The sequence below is a fragment of the Bacillus sp. H1a genome (assembly GCF_000633475.1).
GTDB classification, from domain to species: domain Bacteria; phylum Bacillota; class Bacilli; order Bacillales; family Bacillaceae_G; genus Bacillus_A; species Bacillus_A paramycoides.
On the sequence record NZ_AYMH01000037.1, the window covers coordinates 43958 to 62780 of the forward strand.

At 36.9% G+C, this 18823-nt stretch carries 18 protein-coding genes and 1 pseudogene; 8 read left to right on the top strand and 11 right to left on the bottom strand.

Features of this window, described 5'->3' with window-relative positions:
- Positions 1-178: 178 nt before the first annotated feature.
- The 7 genes from U860_RS0116675 to U860_RS0116705 form a co-directional block, all read right to left on the bottom strand.
- Positions 179-379, bottom strand: coding sequence for a sporulation YhaL family protein (locus U860_RS0116675; protein WP_002170693.1), 201 nt, complete (start codon positions 377-379; stop codon positions 179-181).
- A 78-nt stretch (positions 380-457) separates the two neighbouring features.
- Positions 458-1330 carry an alpha/beta hydrolase gene (locus tag U860_RS0116680; RefSeq protein WP_025149454.1) on the bottom strand — a complete coding sequence of 291 codons (873 nt, stop codon included), beginning with the start codon at positions 1328-1330 and terminating at the stop codon, positions 458-460.
- 292 nt (positions 1331-1622) lie between these two features.
- Entirely contained in the window at positions 1623-2600 is a 978-nt protein-coding gene (locus U860_RS0116685) for a ring-cleaving dioxygenase (protein WP_025149455.1), read from the bottom strand.
- A gap of 55 nt (positions 2601-2655) precedes the next feature.
- Positions 2656-3600, bottom strand: a complete 945-nt coding sequence (locus U860_RS0116690) for a ring-cleaving dioxygenase (protein ID WP_025149456.1) — start codon at positions 3598-3600, stop codon at positions 2656-2658.
- 417 nt (positions 3601-4017) lie between these two features.
- Positions 4018-4962 carry a 3'-5' exoribonuclease YhaM gene (yhaM, locus tag U860_RS0116695; RefSeq protein WP_002170685.1) on the bottom strand — a complete coding sequence of 315 codons (945 nt, stop codon included), beginning with the start codon at positions 4960-4962 and terminating at the stop codon, positions 4018-4020.
- Positions 4963-5003: 41 nt separating this feature from the next.
- The gene (locus U860_RS0116700; RefSeq protein WP_025149457.1) at positions 5004-7928 is read right to left on the bottom strand and encodes an AAA family ATPase; all 2925 of its coding nucleotides are present in this window, start codon (positions 7926-7928) and stop codon (positions 5004-5006) included.
- Entirely contained in the window at positions 7925-9166 is a 1242-nt protein-coding gene (locus U860_RS0116705; protein WP_025149458.1) for a DNA repair exonuclease, read from the bottom strand. Before U860_RS0116705 ends, U860_RS0116700 begins: the two co-directional genes overlap by 4 nt.
- A gap of 296 nt (positions 9167-9462) precedes the next feature.
- Here U860_RS0116705 and U860_RS0116710 point away from each other — a divergent pair, with 296 nt between their 5' ends.
- The gene (locus U860_RS0116710) at positions 9463-9648 is read left to right on the top strand and encodes a YhzD family protein (protein WP_002170682.1); all 186 of its coding nucleotides are present in this window, start codon (positions 9463-9465) and stop codon (positions 9646-9648) included.
- Between the two features lie 26 nt (positions 9649-9674).
- On the opposite strand, the gene U860_RS0116715 is transcribed toward U860_RS0116710, so the two are convergent.
- On the bottom strand, positions 9675-10037 hold the full coding sequence (locus U860_RS0116715) for a hypothetical protein (RefSeq protein WP_025149459.1): 363 nt from the start codon (positions 10035-10037) through the stop codon (positions 9675-9677).
- Positions 10038-10192: 155 nt separating this feature from the next.
- Between U860_RS0116715 and U860_RS31630 the strand changes: the two genes are divergently transcribed.
- Together U860_RS31630 and U860_RS0116730 are read left to right on the top strand one after the other, a co-directional pair.
- Positions 10193-10333 carry a YflJ family protein gene (locus U860_RS31630; protein WP_000273536.1) on the top strand — a complete coding sequence of 47 codons (141 nt, stop codon included), beginning with the start codon at positions 10193-10195 and terminating at the stop codon, positions 10331-10333.
- 130 nt (positions 10334-10463) lie between these two features.
- Positions 10464-11456 (top strand): zinc-dependent alcohol dehydrogenase family protein, encoded by a 993-nt coding sequence (locus U860_RS0116730; protein WP_025149460.1) that lies wholly within the window; start codon positions 10464-10466, stop codon positions 11454-11456.
- 66 nt (positions 11457-11522) lie between these two features.
- Here the strand turns inward: U860_RS0116730 and U860_RS0116735 are convergent, their stop codons facing one another.
- Positions 11523-11819 (bottom strand): hypothetical protein, encoded by a 297-nt coding sequence (locus U860_RS0116735; protein ID WP_025149461.1) that lies wholly within the window; start codon positions 11817-11819, stop codon positions 11523-11525.
- A gap of 247 nt (positions 11820-12066) precedes the next feature.
- Here U860_RS0116735 and U860_RS0116740 point away from each other — a divergent pair, with 247 nt between their 5' ends.
- The 3 genes from U860_RS0116740 (at position 12067) to U860_RS0116750 (ending at position 14700) form a co-directional block, all read left to right on the top strand.
- Complete coding sequence (locus U860_RS0116740; RefSeq protein ID WP_025149462.1) at positions 12067-12747, top strand: FadR/GntR family transcriptional regulator; 681 nt, start codon at positions 12067-12069, stop codon at positions 12745-12747.
- 63 nt (positions 12748-12810) lie between these two features.
- A complete protein-coding gene (locus U860_RS0116745) occupies positions 12811-13452 on the top strand; it encodes an MOSC domain-containing protein (protein ID WP_025149463.1) in 642 nt (213 codons plus the stop codon).
- 66 nt (positions 13453-13518) lie between these two features.
- Entirely contained in the window at positions 13519-14700 is a 1182-nt protein-coding gene (locus tag U860_RS0116750) for an MFS transporter (RefSeq protein ID WP_025149464.1), read from the top strand.
- A 78-nt stretch (positions 14701-14778) separates the two neighbouring features.
- Here U860_RS0116750 and U860_RS36470 read toward each other — a convergent pair.
- Together U860_RS36470 and U860_RS0116755 are read right to left on the bottom strand one after the other, a co-directional pair.
- Positions 14779-14892 (bottom strand): annotated as a pseudogene (locus U860_RS36470) (hypothetical protein); the annotation flags it as partial.
- A complete protein-coding gene (locus U860_RS0116755) occupies positions 14885-15790 on the bottom strand; it encodes an AraC family transcriptional regulator (protein ID WP_025149465.1) in 906 nt (301 codons plus the stop codon). The gene U860_RS0116755 and the pseudogene U860_RS36470, both read right to left, overlap by 8 nt.
- 258 nt (positions 15791-16048) lie before the next feature.
- On the opposite strand from U860_RS0116755, the gene U860_RS0116760 reads away from it, so the two are divergent.
- Positions 16049-17218 carry a galactokinase gene (locus tag U860_RS0116760; protein WP_025149466.1) on the top strand — a complete coding sequence of 390 codons (1170 nt, stop codon included), beginning with the start codon at positions 16049-16051 and terminating at the stop codon, positions 17216-17218.
- A complete protein-coding gene (galT, locus tag U860_RS0116765; RefSeq protein WP_025149467.1) occupies positions 17215-18747 on the top strand; it encodes a UDP-glucose--hexose-1-phosphate uridylyltransferase in 1533 nt (510 codons plus the stop codon). The genes U860_RS0116760 and galT overlap by 4 nt, the downstream gene beginning before the upstream one ends.
- The last annotated feature ends 76 nt before the right edge of the window (positions 18748-18823 follow it).

An 18823-nucleotide genomic window follows, 5' to 3' on the forward strand; every position in this document is an offset into this window, starting at 1 on the left:
AACCTTTATCATAGCGTATGAATTGGGCTTTAAATGGTTCCTGTGCCTATTGGTACAATGATTTCTGCCTTAACAATCCGCAAACCTTTGATGCTTTCGCAGTTTAAAAAACGTGTAGCCAACACACTAACATATAAAAAAGAAGAGAAATATTTTTCTCTTCTTCAAACATCTTCTATTAAAGCAGTACCGAATCTTTATCACTATCCTGATTGCGTTTCTCGCGCTCTTCTTCTAAGCGCTTCATATAAACTTCGCCTTCTTTTTCGATAAACTCATTATCCATCTCTTGCTCTTTTTTCGAAGTATATAAAACCATGTAGCCACTCAATACAATCCCAATGATCACAAGATAAATCCACCATGGTAAAGTTTCCACTTTCGTTCATTCCTTTCCTTAGACAAGCCTTATTAGTTTCACTGTATGAGGAAAGAAGCAGATTTATGCTTAAATTTTTCATTGTGGATTCTTCGCGAAGAATGCTTGTACATATTCCATAAACTCGATCGGCTCCTGACGGAACGGTGCGTGGTATCCTTTTTCAATTATATGAAACGTACTATTTGTAAATAACTGATGATACAGCTCACCATTTTCCCAAGAAACACTCTTATCGTGCCTACCCCATAAAATTAAAGTTGGCACCTTAATTTTATCTGCTTCCATCGCAATGCGGCGCTCTTTCATTTTCGTAAGCTCATCATAATGCTTTTTATCATCCCGACTATTTTTCACTTCATTTTTATTATAATCCGTAATCGCAGTTACAGTTTGCAGGTCTGTTGATAACTGCGGCATTTCATAACCTTCTTTTTGCTGGAAAGACTCTATCCCTGTAGAATCTGCCAAAATAAGATGCGTAACTGCGTCCGGGTATAAATATGCTAAATTAAGGGACATCTCTCCCCCCATCGAATGACCAAGTACCGCAAATTGATCATATCCAAGCTTCTTCATTAACTTATAATATAAATTAACTTGCGCAGGAAACGAATACTGAAAATCAATCGGCTTAGAAGAACGCCCAAATCCTAAAATATCGACCGCAATAATCGTATGATCCTTCACGAGTTCCGGATAAATATCACTAAACCCATCTGAAGAACCACCAAACCCGTGAAACATAAGTAAAGGCGGCTTCCCCTCGCCAATTTGCTTAAAATAGATCGTCTGTCCATCAATTTGCGCCATACTCTCTTTCGTATTTAGCTTCATCATCACAGTATCTTTCACTTCTTCAACCTTCGCAATCGGCTTATCAACGAAGTTACAAACTACTAATAAAACAAGAACAATACCGCTAATCATATAAAACTTAAACCGTTTCAAAGTTCCCGTCTCCTTTCTCAAGTTGCTATTTAAAGGTTTTACATTTTTTGGTTATTTTATGTTTTCTTTTTAATTGTAACTATATCGGTTACAATTATATTGAAAAAATATGACTTATTTCTATTACTATCATTATTCCGTAACTATTATAGTTACACATTTAAAGTAAGTCAATTCTTTTCTTTACATGGCCTAATATAAAAAAGCAAGCAATTCCAGCTATCTGCTAAAACCACTTGCTCTTCTACTTATGAATGATACATCGGGTTATCAAATTCTAAATCGTACATCCTTACTCTTTAATAAATTCCTTAGTACTTCTCACTGTATCAATTGGACGAACTAATTTTTCAATTTCTGCACGTTTTGGCTCTAGGAATGGAGGTAAAGATAATTTTTCTCCAAGTGTTTCGTATGGCTCATCTCCCATAAAACCAGGGCCATCTGTTGCAAATTCAAATAAAATTTGTGGTGCAACTCTTGCGTATAATGACTCGAAGAAGTGACGATTTACATAACCAGATGAAGGGAGTCCAACGCTGCCTATTCTCTCAATCCATTCTTCTAATACAGCACGATCTTCTACGCGGAATGCGGCATGGTGCACTGTACCAAAGCCTTGTTGTGCTTCAGGAAGAACCGTATTATGTTCTACAATGACAGAGGCACCGTTTCCACCTTCGTTAACTTCAAATAAATAGAATTCTCCCTCTTGAGCAATCTCTTTAAATAATAGAACTTTTTCTAACACTTCTTTGAAGAAACTAAAGTTCGCGATACGAATAAATACAGGTCCTAAACCAGTAATTGCGTATTCTAATGGAACTGGCCCATCTTGCCAAGGTGTACCTGATTCCACACCTTTATCAAATTCATCTGAGATTAATTGATAGTGTTGATCATCAAAATCAACGAAAGAAAGAGTTTTCTTACCAAATTGCTCTTTAATTCCTGTATGTTTCACTTCAAGACGGTCAAAACGTTTCACCCAATACGCTAGCGCTGCATCACTTGGAACTCGGAACGAAGTCTTTGAAATTTCATTTGTACCGTGTACTCCTTTTGGAACACCTGGGAAATCAAAGAATGTCATATCTGTTCCTGCACTACCTTTATCATCTGCAAAGAATAAGTGATACGTTTGAATATCATCTTGGTTTACCGTTTTCTTAACTAAACGCATTCCTAAAACGTAAGTGAAAAATTCATAGTTTTTTTCTGCACTACTTGTAATCGCTGTAACGTGGTGTATCCCTTTTAATTGGTTCATTTTATATTCCTCCAATAATTTTAATTTATATGTTAAAGTTGTATTTTTTCTTCTATTACTTCTCTTCAACCGGAGCTAAATTTGCTTCAATTTCTGCTCGCTGATCCTCTAAGAACGGCGGTAAATCAAGTTTTTCTCCTAAATGTTCCACATCTCCATCAACTGTAAATCCTGGTCCATCTGTCGCAATTTCAAAAAGGATTCCGTTTGATTCACGGAAATATAAGCTTTTAAAGTAGAAACGGTCGATAATTCCTGAAGAATGAAACCCTCTTTGTTTCACCTGTTCCTCCCAATAGGCAAGCTCTGTATCGTTTTTCACACGAATTGCTAAATGGTGAATGCTACCGCGGCCCGGCTTTTCAGAAGGACCATCCAAATATTTCACAACTATTTCTCCAAAGGCTTCTCCCTTAATAGACTGAAAAATTGCTTCCTCGTCACTTCGGCTAACCTCTGTATAACCAAACATATCTGTAAGTGTACTCGCCATTTTATCAAGCCTACGCACCGTCATTTCCACAGAACCCATTCCTTGAATTTGATGTTCGGCCGGAACTTCGGATTTCTCCCATGTTTCCCAGTGCTTCACTTTTTCTCCGTTTGAAACGATTAGCACTAAACGAAGACCTTCAGAATCCTCAAATTTCAAAGCAGGACGATTTGCATATGTTGTAAGTTCACTATGTTTCACACCAAATTTCTCAAATCGTTCTTTCCAGTAATGCAGGCTGTCCTCTGAAGGAACGAGTAATCCAATTCGAGTAATCGCATTCGTACCGCGATATGTTTTTCCTACTAAAGGAATTTCAAAAAACGATAGCTCCGTACCTGGGCTTCCTGTTTTATCTCCGTAAAATAAGTGATACATTGACGGATCATCTTGGTTTACCGTCATTTTCACACGACGTAAACCAAGCACGTTTTTATAAAAATGATTATTTTCATTTGCGTTCTTTGTAATCATTGAAATGTGATGATGTCCTTTAATTTCATACATCGGTGATTCCTCCGTTTCATTTTACTAGTCAAGTGATAACTAAAAAAATAATATGCTTCTTAACTTTTCACTATATTCTCATTATGTTTTTGTAGCTTAATCTTAGTTTTTTACTTAATAAGTTGCATTGATAGAAAACCGTTTTAAAAATTCATTCATAAATTACTTTACTGTGTAAACCGAAAGTAACTGAGTGTATGTTTTTCATATGACTCAATCACTTTCGTTACTATCACTTTACATCTCAAGTGATTAAAAAGCAAGTAAAAAATCTCAAATTCAAGATATTTCTTTGATTAAATAACATTTTAGGCTGGAGAATAGTTAATTTCTATCTGTTATTGAATTTGATTTTTAATAAAAAAAACAGCCTCATCAAGCGTCTTAACACTTAATGAGGCCATCCTATTTACACTCTTAATTATGGAACGTCGGCTTATAGAACGAACGGTTATCAAGGGCAAAGACACGCTCTGTATATTCGCCTGGTTTTGTGCGTCCTAATGCGCGGTCCATCATGTTCATTTTTGCATCTAAGTTATCGATGTAGTGCAGAATTTCTGCTTCTTTTACTAATGGTGGTTTTGGGCTACCCCATTCTGCTTTTCCGTGGTGGGAAAGGACGATGTGCTGAAGGATTAATACTTCTTCTGCATCGATTTGTAGTTCATCTGCTGCTTTACCAATTTCGTTCACCATAATTGAAATGTGGCCAAGTAAATTTCCTTCCAACGTATACGTCGTAGAAATTGGGCCAGATAGCTCAATTACTTTACCAAGATCGTGTAAAATAACGCCCGCATAAAGTAAATCTTTATCTAACGATGGGTATAGTGTAGAAATTGCTTTCGCTAAATCTAACATTGATACGACATGGTAAGCTAGTCCAGATACGAACTCGTGATGATTTTTCGTCGCTGCTGGATATTCTAAAAATTCATTTTGATGCTTATTTAATAAATGTCTTGTTAGACGCTGAATGTTCGGATTTCTCATTTCAAATATGTACTGCGTAATTTTTTCAACCATATCTTCTTTTTTCACTGGAGCTTTTTCTACAAATTCCGAGATGTCGGTTACTTCATTTTCATTAGCAACGCGAATTTGTTTCACACGTAATTGAATACGTCCTTTATAGTTTTGAATATCCCCTGCTACTTTGACGATTGTTTCTGCTACATATTGTTTCTCAACTTCTGGTGATACATCCCATAGCTTCGCTTCAATATCTCCAGTTTGGTCTTGCAAGATCACTGTTAAAAACGGCTTTCCATTGCTTGCGATACCTTTTGTCGCTGTTTTAATTAACAAGAAAATATCGACTTGTTCACCAACTTCATACTCTGCAATTTTCTTTTTCATTCGAATTCCTCCACCAAATCAATTACTTTTAGTATAGCATACTACAACTCATTTTCTTTACGCTTACGTGTTAATTTTATAATCTGATTTTCTTTAAAATATGTTAATAAATGCTCATGACATGTAAAGAAGATAACTTGTCTATCTTTCGCAATTTCCTTTATAAGTTCAATCGTTCGATTCGTCCTTACCGCATCAAAATGCACGAAGCTATCATCAATAATAAATGGATAATCATGCTCAAATGTTTTCGCTAGCGCAAAGCGTAACGATAAATATAACTGCTCTGCTGTCGCCTGGCTCAGTTCATGACTGTAAAAACGCATACCATCATTACGCTCCACAATAAACGATTCCGTTTCTGACGGTGAGAATATTTTACTATATCGTCCGCCTGTTAAATAAACGAAATACTCTTCGGATTTTTGTAAAATACGCGGAAGATGCACTTCATGATAATATTGCTTCGTTTTCGTTAGTACTGTCTTCGCGGCCGCATATGCAGCCCACTTCTTCACTTGTTCACGCACTTGTGATTTTTTCATTTCCCACTCATGTAGTAAATCACCGTACGTACTACCTTCTTCTAAATTCGCACTTTCTATTCGATGCTTCGCAATACGCTCTGTTAATTCTTTCTCTTTCGCAAGACAGTTTTGCATCGTTACTATTTCTTGCTTTAACTTTTCTTCATATCCTTCAGCCTCATAATTTTCAGCTAATGATAAACTCGTTAAGCGCTGTTCTAAAAGATCAATTTGAGGCAATAGACGCCCCACTTGCTTCTCGGCATCTTCACGTTTTTCCGCCAATCTTCCTGCTTCTAAAAACATCTCTTCATTTGTAGATTTTGCAATATGCCATAAACCATCTCGTTCTACTAGAAGCTGCTTTAATTGCTGCTGCAAGAATTCATATTCCTCTTGCCACTCCGCAAGCTTCTCTTCCTTTTGCTTACAAGTCTGCCTCTTCTCTTTCTCATTTTGCATACGACTTTGCGCCTCATGCAACTTACTATACTCTGTGCTACCGATAACAGTTTCTAGTTTATGTTCAAAACGAGAAATCATTTCATGTAATGAAGATTTTCGCTCACCTTGTTTCTCTAGCTCACGATATAATTGCTGCATTTTTTCAATACGCTCAAACGCCGGCAATATGTGCGCATACGTATAAAATTCCGGGAACATATAACGCTTTTTATAAGCATCTACTTGTTCTCCTGCATGGAAAGTTTCTCTTTCCCATTCCTCATACGATGAAACGACTTTATCATACGCACGTTCCATTTGCTGCAATTTATAAGACTCTCGCTCAAATAACTTTCGAATCTCTTCATCTTTTTCTAATTGATAACGAACTGACATCGCCTCTTCACTTTGACGCCCTCCAGCGCTTTGCTGAAGAGTAAGGAGTTCTTCTTGCAATCCACCTGAAGGATCTTTATATAAAACGAGCGCTAAGACAATCCCTACAAAAACAATAACACTAATAAATAACATCGCGCGGTTATCTATAAATAAACTCGTTACTAAAACGCCCGTGTTAATAAGAAGTAACAGAAGACAAACTCTTTGCCACTGCTTTTTCTTTTGCTTTACTGCCCCTGCTTTCTCTTCATACTTACGCTTCATTCTCTCTGCGCCCATACCTAGAAACGCCGCATCTTGAAATGATCTTTCTTTCTCAACTAACGTATTTCTCTCTCCATCAGCTAACATTTGCTGGCTTATTTGTCTTATATTCTCTTCTTGTTCTTCTAATTGCTCCTGAGCCGTTTTAAAACGTTCATCTAGCTGCGTTTTTTGCGTTTCTAACTCTCTTGCTTTTTGCACCGGTTGTGTAATTAATTCTTTCGTCGCTAAACTTATATCAAATGAAAGAACAGTCTCTTTTTCAAAAGTGGCGCCAATTTGTTGCTCTAGTTCTGCAATTTCTTCTTTTATATTCGCAATATTCCCTGTAATATCACGCATTTCTTGGCGTGCATTTTCATAAGACATATGCTGCATACGAAGCTCTTCTACGTAACTTTCTTTTTGTAAAAACACTTCATCTATTTCTGTCGCATCAATTTCTAATTGCACAGTTTCTATCTTTTTCTGAAGTGAATCTACTTGCACTTGAAGAGGCTCCATCTTAGCCTTTATCGCCTCATAGCGCGCCGTACCATTTACAGGAAACTGTCCTTTTTCGTTTTCTAACACTTTCTCGTGCGTACGTTTTTCAATAACGAGAGGCTCAAGCGCTGATAATATTTCATAGTCTTGCTTTCGTTTTTCCGCACACTCTTTTTCAGTGCGAACGTAAGCGAGTTTCTCTTCACTTTCTTTTAACTGCTCAACCTGTTTTTCATACGTGCCAATTTTCCCTTGCCACTCTTTCAGCTTCTCTTCAAGCTTCTTCATTTCTTGCAATGACACGTTAATTTCAGGCTTACGACCACTCGGCTTAAAGCGCTGATCCATTTCTTTTTCTAGCTTTTTATCTAACTGCAATAACGCATCGCTTCCGACTGCACTTGCAGAAAATAAATAATTGCCGATATCCGCCTCGCCAAGCTGATGAATATTTTGAAGGCCATGCATATCAAATGAAAAGACAGAATCAAATAAGCTTTCATTCATTCCGCTTAATATATCATTTAAAATATCTTCGCCGCCAGTTTTCCCGTCTTCAAAATAAACGGTCACTTCACCAGATGCCGTCTTTGGTAAACGCTCAATTTTCAAATGGCCGTACTTCTCTGTTTGCACAGTGACCGCTCCGCCATACTTCCCGCCTTCTTTCGGTTCATAACGGCGCTGCCCTCTCGTCGGAAAACCGAATAAAATACTTTTCATAAATGAGCGAATTGTCGATTTCCCCGCTTCATTTTCACCGTACAACACCGTCAGCAATGAAAGATCCATTTCCACATTTTCTAGTTTTCCATAGCCATAAATATGGAGTTTTTCAATTCTCATTTTTTATCCCTCTCTTGCTGGAATAATTGCTCTAAAATAATATTTTCCGCTTCCTTTTGAATCTCTTTCTTTTCTTCTTCCGTAAAAGATTCAATACTATTACGTGCCACAGGAGATGCCCAAATCGTGCGCAATACTCCGTCCATATTTGTAAAAGCTTCTAACTCTTGCAGTACACTACCGACGAAATGATTTTCCGCTTTCAAACGTTCAATTTCCGCAAAAGAAACCGTCTCATTTTTCCACTTCATCGCATACACAAAGTCCTTTCGCTCTTCTCCTGCTGCTAAAATATGAAAAATCTCTTCCACACGCTTTTCATCACGTAAATAAGGGGAAAGTGGCCCTTGCCCTGTAAATACGACAGTTAAAAGAGTGCCTTCCTCTTCTCTTCGGCACTCATTCATCATTTCTGCCGCTACTGTCATAAGATCATCAACAGTTTCAAGTCCATCAATATTAACTTCTATCTCATCCCATACAACATCCGCAGTATGGAAAAACGAACAATGCGATCCTTGTTTCGTTAACTCGATAAGGTACGCACCCTTTTCCCCTGTTTCCTTACGATGGCGCCCTTGTATATTACCTGGATAAATAATGTACGGCTCTTCCGATAAAACTTCTCGTTTATGTATATGGCCAAGAGCCCAATAATCAAACTGCTTTTCCTTCAGCTCACGAATTTGAAACGGTGCATAGCGATTATGCTCCGCATCCCCTTCCACACTTCCGTGAAGCATTCCAATATGAAAAGGCGCATCACTCATTTTCGTATACTGCGCTGTCATATTATCCGTTACTGCTTGCTGCAAATAACTAAACCCATAAATAGAAGCTACACGCTCACCATTTTTATAAAATGATTTCTCTTCCACATAAGGCTCCGTAAACACATGAACATTTTCCGGAAACTCAATCGCTGCCCAGCTTCCGCCTAAATGATCGTGGTTACCGTGAATAATAAAAATGGGAATATCGTACTGCGAAAGTCTCTTCATTTGCTCGCGCACAAACACTTGCGCTCTTAAACTTCTCGTCTCTGCATCGTACAAATCCCCAGCTAGTAATACAAAATCAACGCGCTCTTGAATTGCTTTATCAACAATACGCTCGAACGATTCAAACGTACTTTGCTTCATTCTCTCCCAAACAGACGGTGGTACATTCATTTCCATCCCTTTAAACGGACTATCCAAATGCAAATCAGCCGCATGTATAAACTTCACTTGTTTCACAGATAACGATCCTTTCCTTTTCCGTACTTTACTACGAATAGTAAACCTACTGCCCATAAAACTTTCACTCTATCTCGAATTAACGGGCAGTAAAGCTAAGAAGTTAGTCTCAAAACAAACTGCCCGTAAATACCCGATTGGTTCAACTAATAATAAGCGAGGGATGAAAAAACTCCCTCGCTTATTAAAGTTTCACTTTATTGTAACACGCAATGTCATATATTTCTTTGCATATTCTAGTGATTTATGACAAAATAGTTATAAGATTCTGATTTTAATTATTGGAGGGAATTTTCATGGGAGTATACGTTCTAACAGTCTTTGAAAAAGATGGTTCAAAAGCATTAGACGAATCATTCGAGGCGGCAACTGAAAAAGAAGCGAAATCGAAAGGCGAATCTATTTTACAAGAAAAAGGATTGTACGAAAAAACACATCGCTGCACATCTTCTGCAGGCAAGCTCGTTTTATTCCAGCGCTAAAAAAAGAAGCGTCATCCGCTTCTTTTTCACTCTACTATATCTTCGTCACACCACGTAAACACTACATCTAGGATGCGATTACCGATACGTACGCGCTTATTCCATTTTCCTGTTTGGATCTGATGTTGCAATTCTGTCTTCATCTTTTCCGTCCAGTCGTGAATCGTTTCACTACCGTTATATGGATATACGCTCGGAAACTCTTTCTGCAGAAGATGCAAACTCTCTGCATCAAAATGAAAATGGAAGAAGTAGTTTGCTGTAAGCGATGGTTCTTGCAATCGTAAAAAATGATCATCGATTTGCTTTCTATTTCTGTAGAAAGTAAAGATGTTCACTTTTCCGCTCGTAATTTGATCAATTTGAATTTCGTGCTTCTCTATAATCACGTCTTGCCCACCTCGTTATATACTACCTTTAGTATATATGTCTTTTGCAACAAAGTTAACCATTTTCGCGCGAAATTCATTTCCTTCATTATAATCCCGTACCTCCAAGTACAATCAGAACAAATAAAAAAACAAAGTTGAAGGGGAGCGATCACATGTATTTCGGAAGCAAAGGTTGGTATGTAAAAGAACTTAAAAAATTAGGTATCCGTACTTACGAAGGCAAAAAACTAGAATCTTATCGTACGCATGTTTTATCTAGTTTACTTGAAAGAATGAAGAAAGCTTCGGCTTAATAGATGTAGGAAGCAACTCCGGTTGCTTCCTTTTTATTTTGCGTATGTCCCCTCCTACGTTTAAATGAGACAAGCAATTGAAATACAGATGTTATAATAAATCTAACTACACTAAGGGGGAACATTTATTTTGCGCGGAAAATACATTCAATTTCATGAATTTGGCAATCCAAAAGATGTGTTACAGGTTGAATATAAAAATATAGAACCACCAAAAGATAATGAAGTTTTAGTTCGTATGCTAGTCAGACCTATCAATCCATCTGACTTAATTCCAATAACCGGGGCGTATGCACATAGAATTTCTTTACCTAATATACCTGGTTATGAAGGTGTTGGAATTGTAGAAGATGTTGGTCCTTTCGTTTCTAAAGATCTCATCGGTAAACGTGTTTTGCCATTGCGCGGAGAAGGCACTTGGCAAAAGTTTGTTAAAGCATCAGCTGACTTTGTAGTCCCTATACCTGATTCCATTGATGATTTCACAGCGGCTCAAATGTATATTAATCCCCTTACAGCATGGGTCACTTGTACTGAAACTCTAAATTTAAAACGTAATGACGTTTTATTAGTAAACGCTTGTGGATCTGCTATTGGTCATCTATTTGCTCAGTTATCGCAAATTTTAAACTTCCGATTAATTGCAGTTACAAGAAATAGCAAGCATACAGAGGAATTACTTCAGCTTGGTGCGGAATATGTAATAGACACTTCCACTACTCCGCTTTATGAAACAGTTATGGAGTTAACAAACGGGATAGGCGCAGATGCTGCGATTGATTCTATTGGCGGCTCAGATGGAAATGAATTAGCGTTTTGTGTACGTCCCAATGGACACTTTTTAACTATAGGTCTTCTATCAGGAATACAAGTAAACTGGGCAGAGATTGTCACTAAAGCAAAAGTGCACGCTAACATATTTCATTTACGACATTGGAATAAAGACGTGTCAGCATATAAATGGCAGGAGACGTTTCGTCACTTAATTCGTTTAGTAGAAGCTAAACAATTACGTTTCATGACGGTACATTCTACGCATGACTTAGTAGATGTAAAAAATGCGGTTGATGTCGTTCAATCTGCCGAGAAAGCAAAAGGGAAAGTGTTTTTGACGAGCCAATAAAATTATAAAGGATAGATTAACAGTATAAAATATACTCTATCTATCCTTTTTGTATCTTATTTAAACTTAATTTCCGAAGGTTTTTTCAAAATAGAAGCCTGGCCCATTAATTTGTGGAACAAATCCTTCTTGAGTCGAGCTGTTTTCCACCATATTTTGTTCTTCTGCTGTTATAACAGTGATCACATCTTTCTCTTCTACTACTTTTCTTTCTCTTTGATCTTGTTCTTCTTTAGTAACAAGCTTATATTGATCTCCATCAGTCTGTGCAAATACCTTTGTACTTTGAACATCTTTTACAAATCCAAGTGATAATGCTAATACACTCGAGAAGGCAATAGATAATACTAATTTTCTTTTCATAAGTACCCCCTATTTTTCCATTATATTCATTATGAATATAATACCATAAATAACTTATTAATCCAGTTAGACAGAGATAAGTCGATTTAAAAATTTCCGTTTGAATAATCCCTTATAATTTATAGGATCCAAAAGTGTATTTGCCCCTACGCAACGTTATCACCCCGTTTCAGCTACCTAAAAAATAACATTGTCAACAGAACTTAAATTGGTTATCATAAAAGCGAATATAACAGGAGATGAGCAGATGAATATAAACGAAAAGAAATCTTTTTCAAAAGTTTCTCGTCGTAAATTAGTCGACGAAGTGCTGGAACGTCTACAAGAAAAAATCTTTTCTGGTGAGTATGAAGTAGGTGATCGCCTCCCTACAGAGCCGCAATTAATGGAAGAGCTAGGTGTAGGGCGTTCAACACTGCGAGAAAGTATAAAAATATTAGTACATGCTGGCATACTAGAGGTTCGACAAGGGCAAGGCACTCGTATTGTCTCACTAAGTACAAAACAAGATTCATTTGAAAAACGATTGCAAGAAGCTAATATTAGTCATGTGTATGAAGCACGCAATATGTTGGATAAGGAAGTAGCTATGTTGGCGGCACAACGCCGAAATGAAGAGGATCTTTTATACTTAAAAGGACATTTAAATAAAAGAAAAAATGCCCTTCAAGAAGGGAATTATGTAGCATACATAGATGCAGACATTCAGTTTCATCTAGCAATCGCAAAGGCAAGCAAAAACGAAGTTCTACTTGATATGTATCAATCTTTCGTACCTGTTCTTCGTCACATTTTAAGCCAATTAATATTAAATACAACTGACTATGAAGATAACTCTGAGGTTCATGAAAAATTATTCCAAGCTATTTTAAAACAAAATGCCGAAGAGGCTCAAACATACGCTGTTCAAAATTTGGAGCTGAAATAAGCTCCTTATATATTACACTTAAACGTCAGATGATATCACGAATTAAGAAAGGAGAATAAAGAAATGTCACAAACAATTGTAAAGTCCATTAACATTGGGAAAATTGAACAACTACCTTATGGAAAAACTCTTATTTCAACAGCAATAAGAAAATACCCTGTCCAAGGTGATATATTTTTAACGAAAAATGGTTTACTTGGGGATGAACAAGCTTATAAAGATCATGGCGGACTAGATAAAGCATTATGCGTTTACTCTTACGATCACTACGCCTATTGGAGCAAAATAATCCCTTCTATGATAGATGATTCACTCTTTGGAGAAAACATTACCGTATACGGATTGACTGAAGAAACTGTTCATGTTGGCGATATCTTTTCTTTCGGAGAAGCAATTATACAAATATCAGAGCCAAGAAATCCCTGCTATAAACTTGCGAAGAAATATAACGTCCCTACCCTGCCACTTGAAATGCAACAAACTGGATTTACGGGTTTCCTCTGTCGCGTGTTACAAGAAGGAAAAGTTTCTACAAGTGATTGTTTACAACTTATTAAATCACATCCTAAACGGGTGTCTATTGCACAAATTAACCGTGTTAAATTTCATGATAAAGATGATATAAAAACAATAAAAAATATTATTGAATTGGACGCATTGTCAAATAGCTTACGCGAATTACTATTAAAACGTTTAAATAAATAATTATGTCATTAAACATCAGATGATATACTCAATAACATCTGATGTTTAAGAGAGGAGAAAAAGAAATTGAAACATCGAGAACGAACTTTTTTGTATATATTAGCACTATTTTTCGTTTCAATTAATTTACGCGTCGGAATCACATCCGTTTCACCTTTATTAGAAACAATCCGCCAAGACTTAAATATAAGCAACTTTTCCGTTAGCTTTTTAACAGCTATCCCTGTATTTTGTATGGGCACATTCGCCTTACTAACAGGGAAGGTAATTAAAAAATATGGTGCAGAGAAAGCAATTATGGCTTGCCTTATTTTAATCGGCTTTGCAACATGTATGAGAGCCTTTACCTCTTCCCTTTTTACATTATTCACGAGCTCTCTATTTATCGGTATTGGAATCGCGCTTGCAGGACCGTTACTATCAGGTTTTATTAAAGAAAAATTCCCTACTAAAATCGGCTTAATGATTGGAATATATTCAGTAGGCATGGGAACTGGCGCTTCTTTAAGCGCAGGATTAACGATTCCTTTACAACATGTATTAAAAGGATCTTGGAATATGGCACTCGCTTTTTGGGGTGTACTTACTATCGTAGCCATTACATTTTGGTATCCGGTTATGAAACGAAAAAAGAATACGCACGTACAAAATAGAAAGAATAATAGTTTGCCTTTAAGAAATAAAAAAGCATGGTTGTTCACAATCTTTTTCGGACTACAATCAGGAATCTTTTATTCTATTACTACTTGGCTTGCGCCAGCAAATCAAAGTATGGGTGTAAGCAACCAACAAGCTGGTACTCTTATAACCGTTTTTACAGTTATTCAAATGATATGCAGCTTTTTAATTCCAACGTTAGCTGATATTTATAAAAACCGAGCACTTTGGTTATTAGGAAGCATCTGTTTTGTACTGATAGGTTTATCGCTCATGATATATCCATTAACTACACCATGGATTACTTCTATTTTACTAGGGATCGGGCTCGGCGGTGTATTTCCACTCGCTCTAATGCTACCGCTATATGAAACAAAAACTTCAGAAGATGCGAGTGCATGGACTGCTATGATGCAATCAGGAGGATACATTATAGGTGGCTTCATTCCTGTCTTAGCAGGAATCGCTCGTGACTATTTTAATGGTTATACGCAAGTTTTTATTATAATGGCACTTCTAAGCTTAATTTTGTTCATTTTAACTTTAGTCATGAGCAAAAGAAAGATAGAAACGAAAGATCTTATAGCTTAAATGAAAAGAATGAGCCTTTTCCTAAAGGATAAAGCTCATTCTTTTTACTTCTAACTCGAAAACAAAAAAAGCCCCTCAAAGCATACAGCCCACTTGGGCTTCTGGAATGATATCATGTGCAAGCTTCGTAGCGAGTGCACTTGCTACGAACTGGTGATGTGCTGCTTGATAGCCAATCTGCTCCTTAAGTGGCCCGTGAAATGATTTCTTGTTCATCAAGTACTAGCTTCAAGCTTGATAAAGAGATTGTTTGAAAGTTCTCTTTCGACATACGTTTTCGATAATGCGTAGGTGTTTCTCCAGTCACTTTTTTAAACATGCGGCTAAAGACTACTAAACTACGAAAGCCAACTTGATAAGAAATGTTTTCTACTGATTCATTTGTCATCGAAAGTAAATGCGCTGCGTGATTAATGCGCACCCTTAAAATCCAGTCCTTCATGCTCATCCCGAAATGATTGTGAAAGACTCGATAAAGATGGCTTCGATTGACCGCAAGATGATCTGCCACATCATTTACTGTAATCTCCTCTACATAGTGCTCTCCAATATATTTCATTGCCTCAATTGCGAGTCGTGAAAACTTTTGTTTTATTCCTGGCGAAAATTCGCCACCATCTGTAATTAATAATCTTAAAAACCGATAAATCAACTCGTTCAACTTTAATTCATCTTCTAATGTATTGTGAGAGCAATTCATACACTCCAATATAATTTCCAAATATTGTTGAATATTAGTTGAGGTAACAGAGTAGTTATCTTTTTTAAAACGCGAATGATGAATAATATCCTCTGCTACCTTCCCACCAAATGCCAGCCACGCATACAGCCATGGTTCTTCTGCATCCGAGCGATAAAAGGTCGACTCTCCTGGGGGAATGAGAAAAACATTGCCTTTCTTTAATGAATATTTTTTATCTTTTACATGATACGCTCCTTTACCATCCAACACGACATGAATAATGTAGCTGTTGCGTACAGCTGGTCCAAAAGCATGTAAAGGCAGTGTTTTTGAAAAACCACAAAAATCAAAATAAAGTTCGCTTGAGAAGTAATGCTGTTCTTTTTTAATAAAGATTGCCTGTTCCATAGGCCCTCTTCCCTCCTCGCGATTTCTATAACTTAATTTTCCTTTTGATGAAAAAAACGCAACAAAAAGTTAAATCAAGGTCACAAAATGATATAAAACTGAAAGCGTCTTCTTGTTAAAATATACATGAAATAGAAAACAATAGGAAGGACATTAATGTAGTTAGTTAGCCTTTTTACACTTAACTTTATAAACGTTTTCTCGTTGTGATTTAAATTAGGTCGAGAGGAAAATTATAAAACAGGAGAATAAAGATGAATGGAAAGGAAACGTGAACTAGCCTTAAAATTCGCTATGGTATTTGGGTCTCAAGAAACAACTCAATATTTTTCTCCAGGACGTATCAACTTAATCGGAGAACATACAGACTACAATGGCGGCTATGTATTCCCCGCTTCTATTACCTATGGAACTTACGGAATAGCTAGACGTCGCGAGGATGATAGAGTATTAGTTTACTCAACGAACTTTGAAGAACTTGGAGTAATTAGCTTCACGTTGAATGAACTAGATTACGATAAAAATGCTAATTGGGGAAATTACGTAAAAGGAGTTATCTTAACACTGAAAGAAGCAGGTCATGAAATAAACTGTGGTTTTGAGCTATTAGTTGAGGGCACAATTCCGAATGGAGCGGGACTTTCAAGTAGTGCTTCACTTGAATTACTTGTAGGCGTAGTATTAGAAAACTTGTTTAACTTAGAAGTAACACGACTTGAATTAGTGAAAATGGGTAAAAAAGTTGAAAATGAATTCATTGGTGTAAATTCCGGTATCATGGATCAATTTGCCATTGGATTTGGTGAGAAGGAGAAAGCAATTCTCCTTGATACCAATACGCTAGAGTATGAAATGGTTCCAGTAGTTTTGGACGACTATGCGATTGTAATTATGAATACTAATAAACGTCGTGAACTGGCAGATTCAAAATATAATGAGCGTCGGGCTGAATGTGAAGAAGCACTCGCACGTCTCCAAACGAAGTTAGAAATTCATGCACTTGGAGAACTAAGCGAAACAGAATTTGATGCAAATCAAAATCTTATTGGGGATGAAATCTTAATTAAACGCGCGAAGCATGCAGTTTACGAAAATGAACGTACAAAAAAAGCCAAAGCAGCTCTTACTGCAGGTGATTTAGAAGAATTCGGAAAGCTATTGAATGCTTCCCATACATCTTTAAGAAATGATTATGAAGTAACCGGGCTTGAATTGGATACATTGGTGGCCACTGCACAAAAACAAGAGGGTGTGCTTGGAGCCCGTATGACTGGAGCAGGATTTGGTGGGTGCGCCATCGCATTAGTAAAAGAAAGTGAAATCCACACTTTTAAAAATAATGTTTATGATGAATATCTCAAAATTGTTGGATATGCGCCTGTCTTCTATGTGGCACACATTGGTAGTGGAGCTACAGTGATTGGATGATGAGTGAGGTGAAAACGATGAACACATGTAAAGCAATTTACGATTTTACTACACTTGCGATTGAGAATGGAGCCATTGAGAAGAATGACCGAATTTATATGCACAATCAACTATTACGTTTGATTGGCGAATCGGAAATGGGAGAGATTACTAGCGAAGTTGAAGTGGACCCACATGTGCTGTTAGATACACTTATGGATAAAGCGACGGAAAATCTTATTATCACTAAAAACCAAGCCAATCGTGATATGTTCGAAGCGCTTTTAATGAATGTGATTACACCACTTCCATCCAAGGTCAATGAGAATTTTCAGGAGGCATATCGCAAAAGTCCCGAACAGGCAACAGATTATTTCTTTGAAATAAGTAAACGCAATGATTATATAAAGACCCGTGCAATTGCAAAAAATATTTATTATTTAGCAGAATCAAAATATGGTGAACTTGAGATTACTATTAATTTGTCCAAACCAGAGAAAGATCCAAGAGAGATCTTAGCGACTAGAAATACACCGAGGGGAAATTATCCAAAATGTTTACTTTGTATTGAAAATGAAGGGTATTTCGGCCACTTGAATCACCCAGGCAAAAGCAATCACCGAATCATTAACATCGAACTAAATGGAGAAGAATGGGGTTTTCAATATTCACCATATGCATACTTTAACGAACATTCCATCGTACTATCTAAGGAGCATCGACCAATGAAAATTTCTCGTGAGGCATTCTCTCGTTTATTCAGTTTTGTAGAAATCATGCCACACTATTTTATTGGCTCAAATGCGGATTTACCTATTGTAGGAGGATCTATCTTAAGTCATGATCATTATCAAGCTGGACGCCATAACTTTCCGATGGCCAAAGCTAAAGTTCTTAAAACATTTGAACTATGTGACTATCCAAATATTTCTTGCGGTATTGTCAACTGGCCAATGAGTGTGATTCGCCTCTCTTCTTTAAACAAAGAGGAACTAATTAATTCCAGCACCTACATCCATGAAAGTTGGAAGAACTATTCGGATGAATTCTTACAAATTCGTGCGCAATCAAAAAATGGCGCACAACATCATACGATTACACCAATTGTGCGGCGTCGCGAAGAAAAGTATGAAATTGATCTTGTACTACGTGATAATAATGTGAGTGAAGAATACCCTGATGGAATTTTTCATTCACACCCAGATGTACAGCATATTAAGAGAGAAAATATCGGGCTTATTGAAGTCATGGGCCTAGCGATTCTCCCTTCACGTTTGATTGAGGAGCTTCATGAAGTTGAACTGTACTTGTTAAATAAAGAAGCCAATGTTTCTGAAATCCATCAAAAATGGGCAGATGAATTAAAAGCCCAGGGTGGCTATGCGGAAGAGACCATCCAAAGCTTTCTTCAAACTGAAGTTGCAAAAAAATTTGAATGCATATTAGAAAATGCTGGTGTCTATAAAATGAATAAAGATGGTAGAGCAGGATTTGATCGCTTTATCAGAGAATTACAAAGCGCGAATAGAGAGCTTATCGTTTTGGAATAAAGTGGAGCATTATACGACATCATTTTTCTATTCCAGGATGTGTTGAATATAAAATTCATATTCAGGAGGTTTTATA